Origin of the sequence: Bacillus sp. S14(2024) (assembly GCF_050473785.1) — a bacterium.
Taxonomy (GTDB): domain Bacteria; phylum Bacillota; class Bacilli; order Bacillales; family Bacillaceae_G; genus Bacillus_A; species Bacillus_A yunxiaonensis.
Genome location: NZ_JBFLUP010000006.1, coordinates 301,941 through 324,084 on the forward strand (window position 1 = coordinate 301,941; position 22,144 = coordinate 324,084).

The 22,144-nt window shown below is 38.4% G+C and carries 15 protein-coding genes; 13 read left to right on the forward strand and 2 right to left on the reverse strand.

Features of this window, described 5'->3' with window-relative positions:
* Positions 1–484: 484 nt before the first annotated feature.
* The 10 genes from AB1279_RS01730 (at position 485) to AB1279_RS01775 (ending at position 14,069) form a co-directional block, all read left to right on the forward strand.
* Positions 485–2,080, forward strand: coding sequence for a lipase family alpha/beta hydrolase (locus AB1279_RS01730; RefSeq protein ID WP_429757630.1), 1,596 nt, complete (start codon positions 485–487; stop codon positions 2,078–2,080).
* Positions 2,081–2,202: 122 nt separating this feature from the next.
* Positions 2,203–2,400, forward strand: a complete 198-nt coding sequence (gene cspD / locus AB1279_RS01735; protein ID WP_429753115.1) for a cold-shock protein CspD — start codon at positions 2,203–2,205, stop codon at positions 2,398–2,400.
* A 389-nt stretch (positions 2,401–2,789) separates the two neighbouring features.
* Complete coding sequence (gene hpf, locus AB1279_RS01740) at positions 2,790–3,332, forward strand: ribosome hibernation-promoting factor, HPF/YfiA family (RefSeq protein WP_429757631.1); 543 nt, start codon at positions 2,790–2,792, stop codon at positions 3,330–3,332.
* Positions 3,333–3,947: 615 nt separating this feature from the next.
* A complete protein-coding gene (gene secA / locus AB1279_RS01745) occupies positions 3,948–6,458 on the forward strand; it encodes a preprotein translocase subunit SecA (RefSeq protein ID WP_429757632.1) in 2,511 nt (836 codons plus the stop codon).
* A gap of 415 nt (positions 6,459–6,873) precedes the next feature.
* A protein-coding gene (gene prfB, locus AB1279_RS01750) for a peptide chain release factor 2 (RefSeq protein WP_429757456.1) occupies positions 6,874–7,972 on the forward strand; the annotation gives its coding sequence in 2 pieces (ribosomal slippage) (positions 6,874–6,945 and positions 6,947–7,972; 1,098 coding nt in all).
* A gap of 578 nt (positions 7,973–8,550) precedes the next feature.
* Positions 8,551–8,880, forward strand: coding sequence for a cytochrome c551 (cccB, locus tag AB1279_RS01755; protein ID WP_429753119.1), 330 nt, complete (start codon positions 8,551–8,553; stop codon positions 8,878–8,880).
* Positions 8,881–9,355: 475 nt separating this feature from the next.
* Positions 9,356–10,042, forward strand: a complete 687-nt coding sequence (ftsE, locus tag AB1279_RS01760; RefSeq protein WP_429753120.1) for a cell division ATP-binding protein FtsE — start codon at positions 9,356–9,358, stop codon at positions 10,040–10,042.
* Positions 10,032–10,925: a permease-like cell division protein FtsX gene (gene ftsX / locus AB1279_RS01765; RefSeq protein ID WP_429753121.1), complete on the forward strand. Its 894-nt coding sequence runs from the start codon at positions 10,032–10,034 to the stop codon at positions 10,923–10,925. The genes ftsE and ftsX overlap by 11 nt, the downstream gene beginning before the upstream one ends.
* A gap of 122 nt (positions 10,926–11,047) precedes the next feature.
* A complete protein-coding gene (locus AB1279_RS01770) occupies positions 11,048–12,481 on the forward strand; it encodes a S41 family peptidase (RefSeq protein WP_429757633.1) in 1,434 nt (477 codons plus the stop codon).
* A 385-nt stretch (positions 12,482–12,866) separates the two neighbouring features.
* Positions 12,867–14,069, forward strand: a complete 1,203-nt coding sequence (locus AB1279_RS01775; protein ID WP_429757634.1) for a PDZ domain-containing protein — start codon at positions 12,867–12,869, stop codon at positions 14,067–14,069.
* A gap of 404 nt (positions 14,070–14,473) precedes the next feature.
* On the opposite strand, the gene AB1279_RS01780 is transcribed toward AB1279_RS01775, so the two are convergent.
* Positions 14,474–15,367 (reverse strand): LysR family transcriptional regulator, encoded by an 894-nt coding sequence (locus AB1279_RS01780; protein WP_429757635.1) that lies wholly within the window; start codon positions 15,365–15,367, stop codon positions 14,474–14,476.
* A gap of 125 nt (positions 15,368–15,492) precedes the next feature.
* Here AB1279_RS01780 and AB1279_RS01785 point away from each other — a divergent pair, with 125 nt between their 5' ends.
* From AB1279_RS01785 to gndA, 3 genes are all read left to right on the forward strand, one after another.
* Complete coding sequence (locus AB1279_RS01785) at positions 15,493–16,236, forward strand: SDR family NAD(P)-dependent oxidoreductase (protein WP_429757636.1); 744 nt, start codon at positions 15,493–15,495, stop codon at positions 16,234–16,236.
* Positions 16,237–16,428: 192 nt separating this feature from the next.
* Positions 16,429–19,608, forward strand: a complete 3,180-nt coding sequence (locus AB1279_RS01790) for a bifunctional cytochrome P450/NADPH--P450 reductase (RefSeq protein WP_429757637.1) — start codon at positions 16,429–16,431, stop codon at positions 19,606–19,608.
* 314 nt (positions 19,609–19,922) lie between these two features.
* Positions 19,923–21,332 (forward strand): NADP-dependent phosphogluconate dehydrogenase, encoded by a 1,410-nt coding sequence (gndA, locus tag AB1279_RS01795; protein ID WP_429753127.1) that lies wholly within the window; start codon positions 19,923–19,925, stop codon positions 21,330–21,332.
* A 190-nt stretch (positions 21,333–21,522) separates the two neighbouring features.
* Here gndA and AB1279_RS01800 read toward each other — a convergent pair whose 3' ends face one another.
* Entirely contained in the window at positions 21,523–22,134 is a 612-nt protein-coding gene (locus tag AB1279_RS01800) for a cyclase family protein (RefSeq protein WP_253630866.1), read from the reverse strand.
* Positions 22,135–22,144 lie beyond the last annotated feature (10 nt).

A 22,144-nucleotide genomic window follows, 5' to 3' on the forward strand; every position in this document is an offset into this window, starting at 1 on the left:
GAGATTCTAGCCGCTAGAGCTGGACAACAAAGAAATGTGGAAGTGGCTCGTACAGAATGTGAGGGGGATGGAGCTTCTGACGTAGAGGTGTTTTTTACCTCGTAGGAAGAAGTGAAGCCACCAAACATTCTAGCCACTGGAACTGGACAATGCTTTCTCTGAATCTTGAGGTGGGGGTCTTACTGCCCGCGCATAGCGGGGTAAATTGTTTTTGTATATTTTCTCAACGTGGATTGTTCATTCTTAAGAAGGTTTTTAAGAAATTGAGAAAGAATAGGTCCATCACCATTAAGTGCAGTTTCCAAATTGATGGTCATGCAGTTAGAGAAATAAAATTCCATAAAATCTGAAAATTCAGTTAAAATAAAGTGGTTTTTCTAACACATGTTCATCATTCACTCAACTACAAATTATGGGATGCATTGTAGAATAATATATTTGCATGAAGATGGTAAATAAAAAATAAACAAGGGGGGCTGCTGTGTTGCGTAAGTTCAAACGTTCTCTCGCGTTACTGACAGTTTTTATTTTTGCTTTTTGTTCTTTTCATATTTCATCCGTTTTCGCTAGTTCTGTGCAAATATCTGGAGGGATTTTTCCGCCATCAGAATCGTTTACTCCAGGGAGTTGGTTTTTAGGGGCAACTCCTGAGCATGCGGAGAATAAACCGCCTATCGTTTTCGTTCAAGGTAAAAATGGAACTGCTAAGGACTGGTACGGTGAAACTGTTTATCACGGTATGAATGATATGTATAACTACGCTTACAATGCAGGGTATCAAACGGTTTTCATTCAGTTGTATGATGCGGCTGGGAAGGGTTCGGCAAGTGAGTGGGATAATGGGCGTTTGTTAGCTTCTATGCTAGAGCAAATCTATAATCGTTTTGGTAAGAAGGTCAATATTGTCGCACACAGCAAAGGCGGACCTGACACGCAAGCAGCGCTCGTTCACTATGGTGCAAGCCGCTTTGTTGGAAACGTAGTGACGCTCGCTTCCCCGCATTATGGCTCCAACTTAGCAGATTTGGCGTACAGTTGGTGGGCGGGATGGCTTGCTTCCTTGTTAGGGCAACGGGATGACGGCACGTACTCTTTGCAGACAGGAGAAATGGCACAGTTTCGTAATATAACCGATAGCAATCCAAATGCTAAGTTGAACCATTATTATACGGTTGCTGGAACAAGTTGGGGACCTGCTTTCTCCGCGCTATCTATGGGCGGATTTTACCTCTCTTGGTATGGATCTAACGATGGGCTAGTCAATGAATGGAGCGCGAAGCTTCCGTATGGAACACATCTGTTCACGGATTCAAGCTTGGATCACGACAGCATTCGAAAAGGATCAGCTGTATTTTCGCGGATTGAGCCTTATTTACGTAATACTTCTGCGATTGCTTCTATTGCAAACGAAAATATATTTGAAGAGTCACAAAAAAATCTGGCTGTTAATGCGAATCAAACGGTGTTAGGAGGACCGCTCACACCAAACAATTGGGTGGAACAAACCTTTGCGGTGGATACTGTAACAGATGGAAACATTTCTGTGTTGACCGCCTCTCCAGATGTACAGCTACAGCTTATCGCTCCCTCTGGTAAGGTGTACACAAATCAAAGCAGCAAAGCAACGATGGGAGAAGAATATGCGTATTTTAGCGGATCGACAATTCGAACATTCCAGGTTGATCAAATGGAAGTAGGAGAGTGGCGCTTAAAAATGATGTCACAAGCACAAAAAGATGCATATCTCATGCTGGCTAATTACAAACAGGCTGCACCGTTTACGTTAGATATGCCGGGTAAGGTTAAGAAAAACAAAGCGGAATTTAAAGTAAAGCAATCTACAAAACGCTCCCAACATCAGGATAACCTTTCTTTTGATGTACGCGTTGTAGATCGGGATGGGAATTTAGTATCGCACTCCAATAAGCTGCAACAGACAGATACAATCACGTTCACGGGGAATTTGCCGGATGTCGCAAAATCTGGTGTGTATAATATGACCATTGATATTAAAGGGAAGAATAAAGAGGGAAAAGCATATAATCGGACGATTGTGCGTTCTGTGTATATTGAGAAATAAGAAATGTCGAAAGATAAAATAAAAAGGCGACAAGTCTTCTTTGACTTTGTACTTTTCCATTCGTTATATTCAAAGTACGGGGTAGGTACCGTTATTTTAAGATTGAAGGGAATGGAAAGAACATGCAAGGAAAAGTAAAATGGTTTAATGCAGAAAAAGGTTTTGGATTTATTGAGCATGATGGCGGTGACGATGTTTTTGTTCATTTTTCTGCGATTCAGCATGACGGTTATAAAACATTAGAAGAAGGACAAAAAGTTGAATTTGATATTGTAGAAGGTGCGCGTGGTCCACAGGCAGCAAATGTTGTGAAGTTATAATTATATAATTGAAATATGGTGCAGCCTCAAAGACCAGCGTTTCACATAGGGAAGCCTCCGTTACTTATGTAACGGGGGCTTTATCATAAGATAAAACTTTTATCAGTTATCTTCTTCGGATTCCTCACAATCTTTACTGCTCGTTCATGGGGGATAAAGAAAGAGTTGTCAAAAAGTTGTAGCATTTTTGTAACTGATTTTTCACACTTATATACGATAACTACGATGTAAATAGGATAAAATAAGAATAGAAAAAGAGATTCCATTTCTTTTTCTACAAAAATCGATAAAAAAATATCGATTTTGTCAAAAAATTTAAAAATGAAAGAAGGGTTTTTGATACCTTTGTCGAAAACCTATACATAGGCTTGAAAGGAGGAGTTCATCTTATGAAATTTAACATTCGCGGTGAAAATATTGAAGTAACTCCAGCATTAAAGGAATATGTAGAGAAAAAGCTAAGTAAATTAGAGCGCTATTTCGATACTTTTCCAGAAATTAAGGTAAACTTAAAAGTGTACTCTGACAAGCAAAGGGTGGAAGTAACAATTCCGTTTCCGGATTTCTTACTACGCGCTGAAGAAACAAATAACGATATGTATGCTGCTATTGATTTAGTCGTAGATAAACTTGAACGACAAATCCGTAAGCATAAAACAAAAGTAAATCGTAAGTTACGTGAAAAAGGCTCTACAAAAACAATATTGATTCTTCCAGATCAACCAGCTGCACAAGAAGAGGTTTTTGAAGATGAATTAGAGCTTGTTCGTACAAAACGATTTGACTTAAAACCAATGGATGTAGAAGAAGCAATTCTACAAATGGATATGTTAGGTCATAACTTTTTCGTCTTTACAAATTCAGAAACAAATGAAACAAATGTTGTTTATGGACGTAAGGATGGAAAATACGGTTTAATTGAAACTAAATAATAATAATAATAATAATATAAGGAAAACGCAGCTGTAATGGCTGCGTTTTTTTTCAGGTTATCGGAAATGTTTTGAGTCGTATACTGTAAACTCGCCAGTAAATGGACCCCGCTATTCGCGGACAGCAAGACCCCGCCTCAAAATCCAGATAGAATCGTTGTCCAGTTCCAGTGGCTAGAATGTTCGGTGGCTTCGCTTCTTCCTGCGAGGCAAAACACGCCTCTCTGTCAGGAGCTCCATCCCCCTCACATTCTGGATGAGCTGCTTCCGCTTTTCGTTGTTGTCCAGCCCTAACGGCTAGAATCTCTGGTCGTTTCGCCCCCTCGAACGAGGCCGAAAGCGCCTCTCTGCCTTGGGTGTGGGCGTCCTGCGCCGCTTCCGCTTTTCTACAGAAGATAGGTGGGAGGGTTTTCATGAGGACGCGTTTGGCCGATTGTTGTCATAGATATAAAACAAGTGTTACAATTGTCAGTAGGTTTACACTTTTTTAAGTAAAAGAACCCTATTTTTTAGTAAAGTAATGAGATTGAGTATTATAGCGACCAATCAGTGAAAAGAGCAGTAACGAATAACACTGATGGAAGTTTTATTTTGATAAAAGAGGAGCGTATTCCCATGATCGGTATTTTAAAAAAGGTGTTTGATGGAAATGAACGTCACGTAAAACGTATGCAAAAAACCGTGGATCAAATCGAAGCATTAGCACCTCAAATGTCACCACTGACAGATGAACAATTAAAAGGAAAAACAGTCGAGTTTAAAGAGCGATTAACAAAAGGCGAAACAGTAGACGATTTACTGCCAGAAGCTTTTGCAGTTGTACGTGAAGCGGCAACACGTGTACTTGGCATGCGTCCATATCCTGTTCAGTTAATGGGTGGTATTGCCCTGCATGAAGGGAATATCTCTGAGATGAAGACAGGGGAAGGTAAAACGTTAACTTCTACATTACCAGTATATTTAAATGCTCTTGCAGGAAAAGGTGTTCACGTTGTTACAGTGAATGAATACTTAGCGCAACGTGATGCAAATGAGATGGGGCAATTACATGAGTTTCTTGGTTTAACAGTTGGTATCAATTTAAATCATATGTCACGAGAAGAGAAGCAAGCCGCGTATGCTGCTGATATTACGTACAGTACGAATAATGAACTTGGCTTTGACTATTTACGTGATAATATGGTGCTTTATAAAGAACAACGCGTACAGCGTCCACTTCACTTTGCTATTATCGATGAAGTAGATTCAATTTTAATTGATGAAGCACGTACGCCGCTTATTATTTCTGGACAAGCGCAAAAGTCTACGGAATTATATTTATTTGCGAATGCATTTGTTCGTACATTAACGAATGAAAAAGAATATACATTTGATGTGAAAACGAAAAATGTTATGTTGACAGAAGAAGGGATCAACAAAGCAGAAAAATCATTCCACATTGAAAATTTATTTGATTTAAAACATGTAGCGCTTCTTCACCATATTAACCAAGCGTTACGTGCTCATGTTGTGATGCAGCGTGATACAGATTATGTTGTGCAAGAAGGCGAAATCGTAATTGTTGACCAATTTACAGGTCGTCTTATGAAAGGTCGCCGTTACAGTGAAGGATTGCACCAAGCAATTGAGGCGAAAGAGGGCGTAGAAATTCAAAATGAAAGTATGACGCTTGCGACAATTACATTCCAAAACTACTTCCGTATGTATGCGAAGCTTTCTGGGATGACAGGAACAGCGAAAACAGAGGAAGAGGAATTCCGTAACATCTATAATATGCAAGTTATCGTTATTCCAACGAATAAACCGGTTGTTCGTGATGACCGTGCAGATTTAATTTTCAAAACGATGGAAGGGAAATTTAATGCGGTTGTAAATGATATTGTTGATCGTCATAAAAAAGGGCAGCCAGTTCTTGTTGGTACAGTAGCAATTGAAACATCCGAGTTAATTTCTAAGATGTTAACGAGAAAAGGTGTGCGCCATAATGTCTTAAATGCGAAAAACCATGCACGCGAAGCGGAAATTATCGCTGAAGCAGGTCATCCAGGTGCAGTGACAATTGCAACGAACATGGCTGGACGTGGTACGGATATTAAACTTGCAGAAGGCGTACGTGAAAACGGTGGTTTATCTGTTATTGGTACAGAGCGTCATGAAAGTCGACGCATTGATAATCAGCTGCGCGGTCGTTCGGGACGTCAAGGAGATCCTGGTGTGACGCAATTCTACTTATCAATGGAAGATGAACTGATGCGCCGCTTCGGTTCTGATAATATGAAAGCGATGATGGATCGTCTCGGTATGGATGATTCACAGCCAATCGAAAGTAAAATGGTATCTCGCGCTGTTGAATCTGCACAAAAACGAGTAGAAGGTAATAACTACGATGCTCGTAAGCAGCTTCTTCAATACGACGATGTACTTCGTCAGCAGCGTGAAGTTATTTATAAGCAGCGTCAAGATGTAATGGAATCAGATAATCTGCGCGGCATTATTGAAGGAATGATGCATTCTACAGTAGAACGTGTTGTAGCTCTTCATACGCAAGAGGAATTAGAAGAAGAATGGAACATTGCTGGTCTTGTTGAATACTTAAATACAAGTCTTCTGCAAGAAGGTGATGTGAAAGAAGAAGAATTACGCCGCTTAGCGCCAGAAGAAATGATCGATAGCATTTTTGCGAAAGTGAAAGCGCGCTACGACGAGAAGGAAGCACAAATGCCGGAAGAACAAATACGTGAATTTGAAAAAGTAGTTGTATTCCGCGTTGTAGACTCGAAATGGATGGATCATATTGACGCGATGGATCACTTACGTGAAGGTATTCATTTACGTGCATATGGTCAAATCGATCCGCTTCGTGAATATCAAATGGAAGGCTTTGCGATGTTTGAAGCGATGATTGCTTCTATTGAAGAAGAGATTTCTCGTTATATTATGAAAGCAGAAATCGAACAAAACTTAGAACGTCAAGAAGTAGCACAAGGAGAAGCGATTCATCCAAAAGATGGAGATGAAGCTGCGAAAAAGAAACCAGTCGTAAAAGGCGAACAAACAGGCCGTAACGACTTATGCAAATGTGGCAGCGGGAAAAAATACAAAAACTGCTGTGGAATCGGGAAATAAAGAAAAGCGGAGCCGACTGTTAAGCCCTGTTGGCTAAGGTTTTTTCACACAGAAGGTGCTTTTTACCTTCTCGTGTGGAAGGTTCTTAGACATGAAGGGCTAGGAGGCAGAGCTGGACAAAAAAGAAAAGCGGAAGCGGCTCTATCAGAATGTGAGGAGGAAGGCGCGAAGCCACCGAACATTCTAGCCGCTAAAGCTAGAGAATAAAGAAAAGCAGAAGTAGCCTGTTTAGAATGTTTTACCTCATAGATGGAAAATTTTCATAATCATTCATATAATAACAAGAGATGAACTCTCTCTCGCAAAAGCAGAGAGAGTTTGCCTTGTTGTTCGTATAAAATGAAGTGGGGTCTTACTGCCCGCAAGCAGCAAGGTAATTGAGAAAAGTAATAGTAATTGCATAGAGGTGACCAAAATGGAATTAGTAGAAATCAGACAAGAACTAGAGAAAATGGCTAAGAGATTAGCGGCTTTTAGGGGGTCTCTTTGACCTCGCTGGAAAAGAAAAGCGAATTGCAGAACTAGAAGAAATTATGATGGGTGCAGGCTTTTGGGATGATCAAAAAAGTGCACAAACAGTCATCAATGAAGCAAACGCTTTAAAAGATATGGTTGGTAAGTTTAATACGCTTAATGAAACGTTTGAAAATCTAGAAGTAACGCATGAACTTGTGAAAGAAGAGTACGATGAAGAATTGCATGCGGAGCTTGAAGAAGAAGTAAAAACTTTATCTGCAGATATGAATGAATACGAACTTCAACTATTACTAAGTGAAGAATATGATAAGAATAATGCTATTTTAGAGTTACATCCAGGTGCGGGTGGAACAGAATCACAAGATTGGGGTTCTATGTTGCTTCGTATGTATACACGCTGGGCAGAAAAACGCGGCTTTAAAGTAGAAACGTTAGATTATCTTCCTGGTGATGAAGCAGGAATTAAAAGTGTTACGTTATTAATTAAAGGACATAATGCTTACGGTTATTTAAAAGCAGAAAAAGGCGTGCATCGTCTTGTGCGTATTTCGCCATTCGATTCATCAGGCCGTCGTCATACATCGTTCGTATCTTGTGAAGTTGTACCAGAGTTTAACGATGATATTGAAATTGAAGTGCGTACAGAAGATTTAAAAATAGATACGTACCGTGCGAGCGGTGCAGGTGGACAGCATATTAATACGACTGACTCAGCTGTACGTATCACACATATTCCAACAAACGTCGTGGTAACATGTCAATCTGAGCGTTCACAAATTAAAAACCGTGAACATGCAATGAAAATGTTGAAAGCGAAATTGTACCAACAAAAGTTAGAAGAACAACAAGCAGAACTTGATGAAATTCGCGGTGAGCAAAAAGAAATCGGATGGGGAAGCCAAATTCGTTCATATGTATTCCATCCATATTCCCTTGTAAAAGATCACCGTACAAATACAGAGATTGGGAATGTTCAAGCGGTTATGGACGGAGAAATTGACCCGTTTATTGATGCATATTTACGTTCTCGTATTTAATAAAGTGAAACTTCCATCAGTGGGAGGGTTTATCCCCGCAGATGGTTAGTTGAACCAATCGGGCTCTTATGGGCAGTTAACTCCCGCCTCTCTTCTTTGATTTCTCAGAATTATGAGGTGGGAGTTTTACTGCGCGTTAGTGCGGGATAAAGTGAAACTTCCATCAGTACGAAAAAAATGCCAACAGGTCGTTGGCACATACGTGAGGAAATGAGAAGTATGCCTTCTTTCTAGAGGGAGAGAAAGAGGAGAGAAGTTGCGAGGCAACTTCTCTTTTTGGTGGGTATAGTTGTAGCATACAAGCTTGTATATTGTTTTGTAAAAAGTAGAAAATAACAAAATGTTAGAAGTAATTGATTAAAAAAATAGGATGATTTTCATATCTTGTGTACGATGAAAACTCGTTATTTTGCATCATATCATTTGTTCACGAAATTGAAACAATTACTGAAAAGCATTATGCCTGTAAGCGTTTCTTCTCGTTCAGGGTAATATTGGTTATGCAGGGAAGTTTTGAAATTGCAGGGAAATCATTATAATGCTATTGAGGGGTTAATTAACAGCGAGGAGCGATATAGATGAAAAAGAAATTGTTGATGACTGTATTAGGTGCATCAGTAGCTCTTACATTAGGCGCATGCGGGACAAAGGAAGAAAGTAAACCTTCTAGTCCTAGTCAAGAAGCAAGCACAGATAGCGCTGAAAAAATATTCCAAAAAAGCTGTGCAGGATGCCATGGTAATGATCTAAAAGGATTATCTGGACCATCGCTAGAAAAAGTGGGCGGAAAATATTCAGAACAAGATATTGAAAAAATTATCGCTAAAGGCCGCGGTATTATGCCAGCTGGTGTAATCCAAGGTGAAGACGCGAAAAAAGTAGCAACATGGCTATCTGAGAAGAAATAAGAACGAAAAGCGGAGCCGACTGTTCAGCCCTGTTGGCTAAGGTTCTTGCACACAGAAGGTGTTTTTTACCTTCTCGTGTGCAAGGTTCTTAGACATGAGGGGCTAGGAGGCAGAGCTGGACAGAAAAGAAGGGCCATTCTTATGCGGCAGCCTTCAGCCATCGCTGTATGAAATTCAAACAAATAAGACCTTTTTGCTTGGTAATAGAAGGTCTTATTTGTTTGTGTCATGTCATATATTCTATGCTATGTAACACAACTGTAACAAACTTGTATCCGAATTGGAAACCGAATAATGGTACAATGTAGGGCGTAGTGTCTTTTGTAGAATTTTGAAGAAAAATTTTTACATACATAAGAAGCAGAAATAGCGATTATTTAGAGACGCAGCAAGAGCTTGAATACTGCGATTGCTATAGCTAAACAACCAAGAGTATAAAGTGTCGAAAAAAATCATTAATATTGGGTGATAAATAATGATAACAATGACGAATGTTTATAAGGAGTATCCAAATGGCATGAAAGCCGTTAATGGACTCACAGTTAAAATTAAGCAAGGTGAATTTGTATATGTAGTAGGACCGAGTGGAGCCGGGAAATCTACATTTATTAAAATGATGTATCGTGAAGAGAAACCAACTACAGGTTCTATTAATGTAAATGGTTTAGTAATTGAATCGTTAGCAGAGCGCGATGTACCGTATTTCCGTCGCCAGCTAGGCGTGATTTTCCAAGATTTTAAATTGCTTCCGAAGTTAACTGTATATGAAAATGTTGCGTTTGCTTTAGAAGTAATTGAAGAAGAGCGAGACGTGATTCGTGAGCGTGTTATGGAAGTGTTAGGTCTTGTAGGTCTTGAGGATCGTGCTGAGGCATTGCCAAGTGAGCTTTCTGGTGGTGAACAACAACGTATTGCAATTGCTAGAGCGATTGTAAATCGTCCGAAGGTTGTAATTGCCGATGAACCAACAGGTAACCTTGATATGGATACAGCGATGGATATTATGAATATTTTCAAACGCATTAATGATCGTGGTACAACAATTATTATGGCAACGCACAATGCGGATATTGTAAATACAATTCGCCATCGTGTAATTGCGATAGAAGATGGAAAGATTGTTCGAGACGAGATTGAGGGAGGATACGGATATGAAGACTAAAACCCTTAGTCGACATTTACGAGAAGGTGTCAAAAATTTATCCCGTAATGGATGGATGACATTTGCTTCTGTAAGTGCAGTAACAGTTACATTACTGCTTGTAGGTGTCTTTTTAACAGCAATTATGAATATGAACCATTTTGCAACGAACGTAGAGCAAGATGTAGAGATTCGTGTACACATTGATCCAGCGGCTACGAAAGAAGATCAAAAGAAATTAAAAGAAGGCATTTCAAAGATTTCGAAAGTCGATACTATTACATTTTCTTCTAAAGATGAAGAATTAAAAAGATTGATTAAAAGTTTAGGAGATAGCGGGAAATCATTTGAGCTATTTGAGCAAGATAATCCGTTAAAAGACGTATATGTTGTAAAAGCAAAAGAACCAACTGATACAGCAAGTATTGCAAAGCAAATTGGAAAAATGCAATTTGTAAATAAAGTACAATACGGACAAGGTGAAGTAGAAAAATTATTTGATACAGTAAAAGCTGGTCGTAATATTGGTATTGTATTAATTGCTGGTCTTTTATTTACAGCAATGTTCTTAATCTCTAATACAATTAAAATTACAATTTATGCACGAAGCACAGAAATTGAAATCATGAAACTTGTTGGAGCGACAAACTGGTTTATTCGTTGGCCATTCTTATTAGAAGGGTTATTCTTAGGTGTACTAGGGTCGATCATTCCAATTATTGTGATTTTAAGTTCATATAATTCACTTCAAGTTATGTTTAATGAGAAATTTAACGGAACAATTTTTGAGTTGCTTTCATATAGCCCGTTTGTTTTCGAGCTATCTGCATTATTAATGCTGATCGGTGCATTAATCGGTATGTGGGGAAGCGTTATGTCAATCCGTCGTTTCTTAAAAATATAAGCGTAAAAAGTTGCAAACATATTTCGTACAAGCTTATCATATAGTAGAAATAGATAAAGGCATCGCACAATGTGTGATGCCTTTTCATACACCATTGTGTGTTCGGAAAGGGGAATTCCGCATTGAAACGTAGAGTTGCGATTATTGGAATGATTGTTGCGTTTTTATTTGGCGCCGGCGGAATGTTTGCAGGTATGTATTGGCTTGGAAATGGCTCTTACACAGTGCAATCAATTACAGGGAAAGATGCCAATGTAAAACAAGCGGATTTGGATAAAATTCGCGAAGCGTATGCACTAATTGATTCACGTTATGTTGAAGATGTGAAAGATGACAAGCTTGTTGAAGGGGCTATTCAAGGGATGCTTGCAACGCTGAAAGATCCATACTCTACATACATGGATAAGAAAACAGCAACGCAATTTGAGCAATCGCTTGATCCAGAGTTAGAAGGAATTGGTGCTGAAGTAAACAAAACGGATGATAAGTTAATGATTGTTTCACCGATTAAGGACTCTCCAGCAGAAAAGGCTGGTCTTAAACCGAATGATCAAATTTTATCAGTCGATGGAAACAGTGTGAAAGATTTATCCCGCGAAGAAGCAGTTATGAAAATTCGCGGAAAGCAAGGAACAACGGTTACGCTTGAGGTAAAACGTTCCGGAGTTAGTGATCCGTTAACATTTAAAATTAAGCGTGATAAAATTCCGATTTTCACTGTATTTAGCTCTGTGAAGAAAGAGAATGGGAAAGACATTGGGTATATGCAAATCACATCATTCTCTGAAAAAACAGCAAAAGAGTTTAAAGATCAATTGAAAGATCTTGAAAAGAAAAATATACAAGGGCTTGTTATTGATGTACGTGGAAATCCAGGTGGTTATTTAACGAGTGTCGAAGATATTTTAAAAGTGTTGATGACAGACAAAAAGCCAATGCTTCAAATAGAACAACGTAATGGCGAAAAACAAAAGTTCTACACATCATTAAAAGAGAAGAAACCATATCCTATTTCTGTATTAGTCGATAAAGGCAGCGCATCTGCTTCTGAAATTTTAGCAGGAGCTTTAAGTGAAGGAGGAGGTTATCCTCTTATTGGTGAGAAAACATTTGGTAAGGGAACTGTTCAGCAAGCTGTACCGTTTACAGATGGCAGTAACATTAAACTAACGATGTTTAAATGGTTAACACCGGACGGAAATTGGATTCATAAAAAAGGAATTAAACCGACGGTTGAAGTGAAGCAGCCTGATTACTATTATGCAACGCCAATTCAAATTGAAAAAACGTTGTCCTACAATGATAACGATGACCAAGTGAAGCATGCACAAGAGATGTTAAAGAGTCTTGGATATGAACCAGGGCGTGAAGATGGCTATTTTAGTAAAGAAACAGAAGCGGCTGTGAAAGCATTCCAACATGCAAGCGATATGGATGCAACGGGCCAGCTTGATAAAAAAACAGCAGAAACAATCCAAAACAAAATTGTTGAAAAAATTCGTTCTGGTGAAAACGATCTGCAGTTACAAACAGCTTTAAAATTAATGGCGAAATAAGGTGAAACTTCCATTTGGAGATGCTTTTTCTCCAAATGGTTAGTTGAACCAATCGGGCATTTACGGACAGTTGTCTATCTATTTTTTTAAGAGAGTCTTACTGGCCGTTAATGCGGGGTAAAGTTCAACTTAACCATCAGTGGGAGATGAAAAAACTCCACTGATGGAAGTTTCATTTTATTTCACTGATGAAAGGTAAAAAAGTATACAGGCTTACGCAGCCTGTATATTTTTTTTTGTGTTAAACAAACGTTTGATTAATTGTGATAAGATAAAATAAAACTTCCATTTTTGGGGGGCATATCCTACATAATGGCAATTAAATTCTTGTAGGCAGGAAATCTCATTGCTCATTAAATGCAGGAAGAAATGAATTATACTATAAATGGTGGTGAATCGTTTCGTGGAGGCTTGGTCGTTAGAAGTTGTGAAGGCAATTGTGCGTTTTTTTGCACATCCTGCTTTGTATATTTTCTTTATAAGTAGCTTTTTAGTTGGATATTTACGAGTATTACGAGAACGAAAAGATTTTTCTTTTAAAGTGTATGATGTTTTGTATGAAATACGTACATCTGCATTCGCAGGAATTGGCTTTGGACTCATTCTATCATTGATTACAGTTGGAATGGGGCTTGTTATCTCAGAAGCAAATATATTTATGATCGCAATTTGGACGGTATTATTTGCTCTTATTGCTCAATATAGATACTTATCTCCTGCATACACATTTGGCATTGCAATTGCAGCGACGTTATTATCTTCAAAACTGCCATTCTCCTTCTTGCAGCTTCGCCAAGGAGAAGAGAGCAGTGTCGTGTCATTAGCGATTTTACTTGGACTTATGTTAGTTGTGGAAGGTTTGCTTATTTCTAAGAACGCAGCGAACTATTCGACGCCGAAATTACGAAAAGGAAAACGTGGTTTAAATATTGGACTGCATGAATCCAAAAGATTATGGTTAGTACCGCTATTTGTTCTTGTACCAGGTGACGCCATAACGCAATTTGTGTCTTGGTGGCCAGTTGTGTCTGTAGGGTCGCAAAAGTTTTCTTTATTCTTACTTCCATTTTTAATTGGATTTACGAGAACGATTAAAAGTTTTGAGCCAAAAGGAGCGTTGCTATTTACAGGTCGTCGTGTATTTGGACTAGCTGCAGTTGTTCTTCTATTAGGAATAGCAAGTTATTGGTGGCACACACTAGCAATTGTGGCCATGGGAGCAGCAATGCTTGGACGTTTGACGATTACTGTACAAGAACGTTTACAAGATGAAAAGCGTCCTGCATATTTTTCCTCTCGTGATCAGGGCTTAGTCGTATTAGACACAATTCCAGGTACAGCTGGAGCAACGATGGACTTGATACCTGGGGAAATGATTGTGAAAGTGAATGGAATCATTCCGACCAATGTAGACGAGTTTTACAATGCTCTGCAATCAAAAACAACAGGTGCTTTTTGTAAAATGGAAGTTGTTGATATGAATGGTGAACTTCGTCTTGTACAACATGCGATTTATGCAGGAGAGCATCATGAACTGGGTCTTATTTTTGTAGAACAAGAACATAAGTGGGATACGGAAGTTGTGTGATGCTGTGAGTTTTCATAATTAACCGGAATTGTTTCAAAACTAACCGAACCTTTTTCGCAATTGATTGATAAGGATGGAAATTATTGTGTAAGGGTTCTGGTGTGAACAATATAGAGATTAAAAATATAAGTGTAGATTACTAACGTGATCTCATACTATGCGGTGAAATTGAATAGTATGAAATCAGTGTATGTGTTTTTGGACAGACTTCTCATTTTGAAAGGTCTGTCCTTTTTTATTCTTTTTATCGCTTCCAGCCAGCATTCATTTCGGTGTTTAATTTAATAGATTTTTTACAAGGGTCTTGCGATTTTGCATCAGAACTAATATAGAGGTAGGGTATCGAAAATTATTGTTAGATTCATAATGTATCAATTTTTTCATCATTTCCGTTTCATTGTACGTTAAAGTTCATGTTTCAATCTAGTAATGAAGTTCTTACAGATTTGAGAATAATGTTTTCCCTCTGAACGCACCCATGCAAAATAGACATCTTGCTGTTTAGGAATTTCAAGTTCAATCATTACAATGTCTTTTTTTAGTAAAGTAGATTCACTAGCAAAAGAATAATCGGGACCAACAGTGATAGCTAATCCGTCTTTAATCGCTTTTTGGATGGCATCTGTATTGTTAGTGGTAAAAAGAATATCAGCAGGGCCATATGCGGCTGCAAATTGGCTCATAAACCATTCAACGTAATCATCTTTGTATAAAACTAGAGAATGGGTTAACAGTTCTTCGGGAGTAATGGATTTGTTAAATGCTAAGGGTGAATTACTGTTGACTCCAATAACCATTTTCCCTTTTAACAATGGTTCAAACAATAATCCATTATTTTTATGGATAATGTCTTCAAATAGAATAATTAGACCTATGTCAATCTTATGTTGACGAATATCATCTAGTATTTCCTGTGAACCTTTTTCAAATATCTCTATTTTTACATTTGGATAATCCTTTTTAAAATTTGTTACTGTATGAACCAATAAGGACATAGGACCTGGAATTGTTGCAATTCTTAGTTCACCACGTACAGTATTTGCGAACCCGTGAGCCTCATCTTTTAACTCTTGAAGTTTCTCTAGTGTTTCAGCGGCCTTTTTAATAATAATTTTTCCTTCAGCGGTAGGGATTGTACCTAATCGAGAACGTGTAAACAATGATATCCCTAGTTCTGCTTCCAATGCTGAGATAGATTGACTGATAGCAGATAATGTGACATGCATATTTTGTGCTGCAATGGTTAAAGAACCTGTATTTGTGACCTCAACAATATACTCTAATTGCTCAATGTTCATATAAACACGACCTCTTTTATTAAGTCTTACTTAAGTAATGGTAAGTATGTTTTAATAATATTTAATGTATAGAAGTGTTACAATTATTGCAACAAATCTTATAGTGTATAGGAGGGAAAGTTACGATGACAAGAAGAGTTGCTGTAATTACAGGTGGAGGAAGTGGAATTGGTCGACACACATGTATCAAATTTGCAAGAAAAGGGGATCAAGTGGTAGTCGCTGATGTGAATGAAGCAGGCGGAAAAGAAACTGTAGAAATCATTAAAGCTGAAGGTGGAACAGCTATTTTTGTTAAGACGGATGTTTCACAATACGAGGAAGTAGAAAATCTAGTTCATATTGCAGTAGAAACGTATGGCCGAATTGATATTATGTGTAACAATGCTGGAATTGGCGGGGCAGGTCCAGTGCTTAATCAAAATATGGATCGCTATGAGAAAGTAATTGGGGTTAATCAACATGGTGTTGCCTATGGAATTATAGCAGCAGGAAAGAAAATGAAAGAATTAAATATAAAAGGTGTCATTATAAATACAGCTTCTGTTTTTGGATTCTTAGCTTCTCCAGGTACATTTGCATATCACGCAACAAAAGGTGCTGTTATTATGATGACAAAATCTGCAGCTCTTGAATTAGCTGAATACGGAATTCGTGTAGTAGCGGTAGCACCAGGGGTTGTTGATACACCTATTCTTCATGGATATAACGATAGTATGATTGAATCTATGAAAACGAAGGTTATGGGCAATGAGTTAACGAATCCAGAAGCACTTGCTGATGTAGTCTACCTTCTTTCATTGGAAGAAGCAGATGCTATTAATGGGAGTGTAGTAATGGCTGACCATGGATATGCTTCATTTAAATAATGAACATAAATGTGATTTTTCTAGTTTTTAAATATAAATACATGTAATATTTTTTGAATATTACGTTAAATCATTTTGTTTATGATCGAAATGTCCACGATAGAACGTATAAATTTTTCGGGCTTTCATCAATGGACATAAAAAATTTCCACTGATGAAAGTTTCACTTTATTAAGGAAAGGATTTTTTTACATGAAAGGGACTAGCAATATTCCGCAGCCTAAAACTTTCGGGCCACTTGGCAATTTACCGTTGTTAAAGGGAGAGGAACCTATACAATCAATTTTAAAGCTTTCGTATGAGTATGGACCAATTTTTCAACTTGAATTGCCTGGAAGGACTCGTACCATAGTTTCTAACCATGAATTAGCGGCAGAAGTATGTGATGAATCTCGCTTTGAAAAGAGCGTTGGAACTGCTTTACAAAATGTCCGTGCATTTACTGGCGACGGGTTATTTACGAGCTGGACAAACGAACCAAACTGGCATAAGGCACATAATATTCTCCTTCCTAGTTTTAGTCAACAAGCTATGAAGGGATATCACTCTATGATGGTTGATCTTGCTGTGCAATTAGTTCAAAAGTGGGAGCGTCTCAATCCTAATGAAAGTATTGATGTACCAGAAGACATGACACGTCTTACGCTAGATACGATTGGGTTATGTGGATTTAATTACCGTTTTAATAGCTTTTATCGTGATACTCCGCATCCTTTTATTACTAGCATGGTTCGTTCGCTTGAAGAGGCCATGAATCAATCTCAACGTTTAGGTATACAAGATAAATTAATGGTTATGAAGAAACGTCAATTTAAGCAAGATATTCAATCTATGTTTGATTTGGTAGATAATATTATTGCAGAGCGTAAAGAAAGTGATAATCGAGATGGGGATGACTTACTAGCTCATATGCTGAATGGGAAAGATCCGCAAACAGGTGAAATGTTGGATGATGAAAATATTCGTTTTCAAATCATTACTTTTTTAATAGCCGGACATGAGACGACTAGTGGTTTATTGTCATTTGCACTATATTTCCTTTTGAAAAATCCGGATAAGCTTAAGAAGGCATATGAAGAAGTAGATAGAGTTTTAACGGAGCCGATTCCTGCATATGGTCAGGTTCAAAAACTGAAATACATTCGTATGATTCTCAATGAGACATTGCGTTTATGGCCAACAGCGCCAGCCATTTCACTTTGTGCAAAAGAAGATACACTTCTTGGTGGAAAGTACCATATAGAAAAGGGAAGAGAGGTTACAGTTCTCATACCAAAGCTTCACCGTGATACGAGTGTATGGGGGGATGATGTTGAAGATTTCCGACCTGAGAGATTTGAGAATATTGAACAAATCGCTCCGCATGCATATAAGCCATTTGGGAATGGACAAAGAGCTTGTATTGGACAGCAATTTGCACTTCAGGAAGCTACCTTAGTATTAGGTATGATTCTTCAACATTTTGAAATTATCAACCATACAGACTATCAATTAAAAGTTAAGGAAACATTAACTTTGAAACCAGATGGATTTACTATGTGCGTCAAGCCGCGTAATAAAAAAGTTACCTTCGCTGTTTCTGATTCAAAAGTTACGGTGCCAACAGAACAAGAAGTAAAACATAACTTTAAAACTGTTGTCGATTCGCATGATACACCGCTACTCGTACTTTATGGATCAAACCTTGGAACAGCGGAAGGTCTCGCACGAAACCTTGCTGACACTGCTCGCTTTCAAGGATTTGAGAGTGAAGTGGCGCCGCTTGATGAGTATACTGAAAAGCTTCCTAGAGATGGAGTCGTATGTATTATTACTGCTTCATACAATGGTAATCCACCTGATAACGCAAAGGAATTTGTCCATTGGATAAGCGAGTTAGAAGACGAAACTCTTAAAGGAGTAAATTATGCTGTTTTTGGATGCGGCGACCGTAATTGGGCTAGCACATATCAACGTATTCCAAGATTGATTGACGAACAATTGGTCTTAAAGGGTGCGACTCGTTTGACTATACGTGGCGAGGGTGACGTGAGTGAAGACTTTGAGTTCCAATTTGATGAATGGCAAAATCAGCTATGGGAAGATGTAGCAAAAGCTTTGAATTTAGAAGTTAATAAAAGTGAAAAACGTTCAGAAAATAAACTGAAATTACAATTTGTTAGCGAATTGACAAGTACGCCTCTGGCGAAAACGTATAATGCACTTTCAGCGTATGTTATAGAAAACCGTGAACTTCAAACAGAGGAGAGTGCACACAGTACGCGCCATATTGAAATTACTTTACCGGAAGGTATTCAATACCAAGAGGGTGATCATTTAGGAGTCTTACCACAGAATAGAACAGATCTTGTAGAACGTGTTTTACAACGATATAGATTAAGTGGGAAAGATGTTCTTCTTCTGAGCGGAAATGATCACAGCATTGCGCATCTTCCTTTAGAGCAGTCAGTGTGTGTTTATGAACTGCTTGCAAATTATGTTGAATTACAAGAGCCGGCGACACGGACGCAACTTCGTGAATTAGCGGCATATACGGTTTGTCCGCCTCATAAACGAGAGTTAGAAGTTCTGTTAGAGGAAGAGGTGTACAAAACAAATATTCTGCAAAAACGTACAACTATGCTTGATTTACTTGAGAAATATCCTGCTTGTGAATTGCCATTTGAAAGGTTTGTAGAACTTCTTCCATCGCTAAAAGTTCGATACTATTCAATTTCTAGTTCACCGCAAATTGTTTCGAATCGTGCGAGTATCACAGTCGGTGTTGTAAGAGGACCATCATGGAGCGGGCGTGGTGAATACTTGGGAGTTGCTTCAAACTATTTGGCCGAGCGACAAGTAGGGGATACTATCGCATGTTTTATCCGTAATCCACAATCAGGATTTCACTTGCCAGAAAATCTTGAGAAGCCAATTATTATGGTTGGACCTGGAACAGGAGTTGCTCCATTCTTAGGATTTTTGCAAGCACGTCGCGTTCAAAAGCAAGAGGGGCATAAATTGGGAGAAGCACATTTGTATTTTGGCTGTCGTCACCCTGAGCAGGATTATCTGTACCGTGAGGAGTTAGAACGTGCTGGGGAGGATGGACTAGTAACGCTTCACACAGCGTTCTCTCGTTTGGAGGGACAACCTAAAACATACGTACAACATCTTATGAAAGAGGATGCAAACAATTTAATTCGTTTGCTTGATGAGGGTGGTCAACTTTATGTATGTGGAGATGGAAGTCGAATGGCTCCAGATGTAGAGAGAACTTTATGTGAAAGCTATCAAATTCATCATGGTGTTGATGAGCAAAAAGCAAAAGACTGGCTTGATCATTTGCAATATGAAGGAAGATATGTAAAGGATGTTTGGGCGGGTATATAATTTTTACTTTTTAATTTGATGGTGATGTGGCGGTATCTCATTACTTGGAATAAGGTAAATATCATAAAAAACCTGGTTATTCATTGAGGTGTTCTTAACATTGGATAGCTAGGTTTTTTATTTATTTCTTTAGCTTGGTAGTGATACTCCAAAAAGAAAAAATCGGTGCCATGTGCCTGTGATTTGGCTTTGCACACATCTCTGCTGAACTCCATGTTAAAATTAACAAGATGGATTACTTGATTATAGTTTTACTTTAGGTTTATATACTATAGTATAGACAAAGTAACATACCTAGAAAGGAACGATGAAATATGCCAAAGCAACAAATTGGAGTTGTTGGTGTGGGCGTTATGGGAAAAAGCCTTGCACTTAACTTTGAAAGTAAAGGGTATTCTGTTGCCCTATATGATATTTCAGAGGAAAAAGTAAATGAAATCATTGAGGAAAACCGTGGTAAAAACTTAGTTGGTACTCATATGGTTGAAGAATTTGTTAACTCACTTGAGTCACCTAGAAAGATTTTATTAATGGTTAATGCAGGGGAAATTACAGATAAGGCCATTGATTCTCTGCTTCCTCACCTCGATAAAGGTGATATTTTAATTGACGGCGGTAATACATACTTTGTCGATACAATTCGCCGAAATAAACGTCTTGCCGAAAAAGGAATCAATTTCATCGGTGCAGGTGTGTCAGGCGGAGAAGAGGGCGCATTGAAAGGGCCGTCTATTATGCCGGGCGGACAGAAAGATGCATATGAAAAAGTGAAAGATATGCTTGAAAATATTTCTGCAAAAGTGAATGGTGAGTCTTGCTGTTCTTATATCGGGCCTAATGGTGCAGGTCACTATGTAAAGATGGTTCACAATGGTATCGAGTATGGAGATATGCAATTAATTTGTGAAGCATATTTCTTCTTGAAACAAACTCTTGATCTGACTGCAGAAGAGTTTCACGAAATATTTGCTGAATGGAATAAGGGTGAGCTTAACAGCTACTTGATCGAAATTACAGCAGATATTTTCACGAAGAAAGATGAAGAAACTGGAAAGCCATTAGTGGATGTTATTCTTGATACTGCGGGACAAAAGGGTACAGGGAAATGGACAAGCCAAAGCGCGCTTGATTTAGGTATCTCCCTTCCTATTATCACGGAATCTGTATTCGCACGTTGTATTTCTGCTTTAAAAGAAGAGCGTGTGAACGCAAGCAAAGTATTATCTGGTCCTAAAGACAAGCCAGCACTTGGAATGGAAAAAGCAGAATTAATCGAAGCAGTGCGCCAAGCTTTATATATGAGCAAAATTTGTTCTTATGCGCAAGGGTTTACGCAATTGAAGGCAGCCTCTGAGGAATATGACTGGAACCTTGATTTCGGCAGCATCTCTATGCTTTGGAGAGGCGGATGCATTATTCGTGCAGCCTTCTTACAAAACATTAAAGAGGCTTATGAGAATAACACTGACTTACCGAATCTTTTACTTGACCCATACTTTAAAGAAATTGTGGAGTCATACCAAGGCGGATTACGTCAAATTATCTCATTGGCTGTACAACAAGGTATAGCGGTGCCTGCATTTTCAGCGGCGATTTCTTATTACGACAGCTATCGTACTGCAACACTGCCTGCAAACTTGTTACAAGCGCAGCGCGATTACTTTGGAGCACATACGTATAAACGCGTGGATAAAGAAGGTACATTCCATACAAAATGGATATAAAGTGAAACTTCCGTAAGTGGGGAGGCTTCATCCCCCACTTACGGTTAGTTGAACCAATCGGGCTTTTACGGGCAGTTATCCCCCACCTATCTTCGTTGCTTTTCTCTCAATCTTGAGGTGGGGTTTTACTGCCCGTTAATGCGGGATAAAATAAAAAATGGACCAAGATTGACATCTTGGTCCACTTTTTTTATTGGAATAATAATACACGAGCTGGTGCTGCATCTGTACCCATTAGTTTTAATGGAGCTGCAACCATAAAGTATGTTCCCGCTTCTACTTCTTTAAATGTTAATCCTTCGATTACAATAATATCGTGTGCAAATAGTGTTTTATGGGTTGGATGCCCTTCTTGTGCACGTTCAACGCCTAATGCATCAATACCAACGCCGCGAATGCCTTTTTCAGCAAGTAGCTTTGCACCGCTTTCAGCTAAATAAATAAACTCAAAGTTAAATCCTTCATCAAAGGAGTTCTTTGTTTTAAATAAGACAAAGTCGCCTTTTTGAATATCGAAATCTTTTAGGTCTTCAGCAGTAATGCCGCCCTCAACATTTGTTAGGTCAAAAACCTTTGCTTCGCCTACTAATTTCTCAATATCAAGCGTTTCAAATGTATCTCCGTCATTTATCATGTGCAAAGGCGCATCAATATGCGTTCCTGTATGAGCATCCATTTTTAATGTGGATTCTGTTACATGACCGTTTGTAACTTTAGAAAGCTGAGGCTGTTTTTCCGGCTTATTTTTATATACAGGCATTCCTTCGTAAATAGGTACTGTAATATCATATACTTTTTTCATAAGAATTCCC

Bases quoted from the DNA above. Each gene is read 5' to 3' on its own strand.
- cccB (WP_429753119.1), top strand. From the start codon at position 8,551: ATGAAAAAGAAATTGTTGATGACTGTATTAGGTGCATCAGTAGCTCTT.
- AB1279_RS01775 (WP_429757634.1), top strand. From the start codon at position 12,867: ATGGTGGTGAATCGTTTCGTGGAGGCTTGGTCGTTAGAAGTTGTGAAG.
- hpf (WP_429757631.1), top strand. From the start codon at position 2,790: ATGAAATTTAACATTCGCGGTGAAAATATTGAAGTAACTCCAGCATTA.
- AB1279_RS01790 (WP_429757637.1), top strand. From the start codon at position 16,429: ATGAAAGGGACTAGCAATATTCCGCAGCCTAAAACTTTCGGGCCACTT.
- AB1279_RS01785 (WP_429757636.1), top strand. From the start codon at position 15,493: ATGACAAGAAGAGTTGCTGTAATTACAGGTGGAGGAAGTGGAATTGGT.
- gndA (WP_429753127.1), top strand. From the start codon at position 19,923: ATGCCAAAGCAACAAATTGGAGTTGTTGGTGTGGGCGTTATGGGAAAA.
- AB1279_RS01800 (WP_253630866.1), bottom strand. From the start codon at position 22,134: ATGAAAAAAGTATATGATATTACAGTACCTATTTACGAAGGAATGCCT.
- cspD (WP_429753115.1), top strand. From the start codon at position 2,203: ATGCAAGGAAAAGTAAAATGGTTTAATGCAGAAAAAGGTTTTGGATTT.
- ftsX (WP_429753121.1), top strand. From the start codon at position 10,032: ATGAAGACTAAAACCCTTAGTCGACATTTACGAGAAGGTGTCAAAAAT.
- AB1279_RS01780 (WP_429757635.1), bottom strand. From the start codon at position 15,367: ATGAACATTGAGCAATTAGAGTATATTGTTGAGGTCACAAATACAGGT.
- ftsE (WP_429753120.1), top strand. From the start codon at position 9,356: ATGATAACAATGACGAATGTTTATAAGGAGTATCCAAATGGCATGAAA.
- secA (WP_429757632.1), top strand. From the start codon at position 3,948: ATGATCGGTATTTTAAAAAAGGTGTTTGATGGAAATGAACGTCACGTA.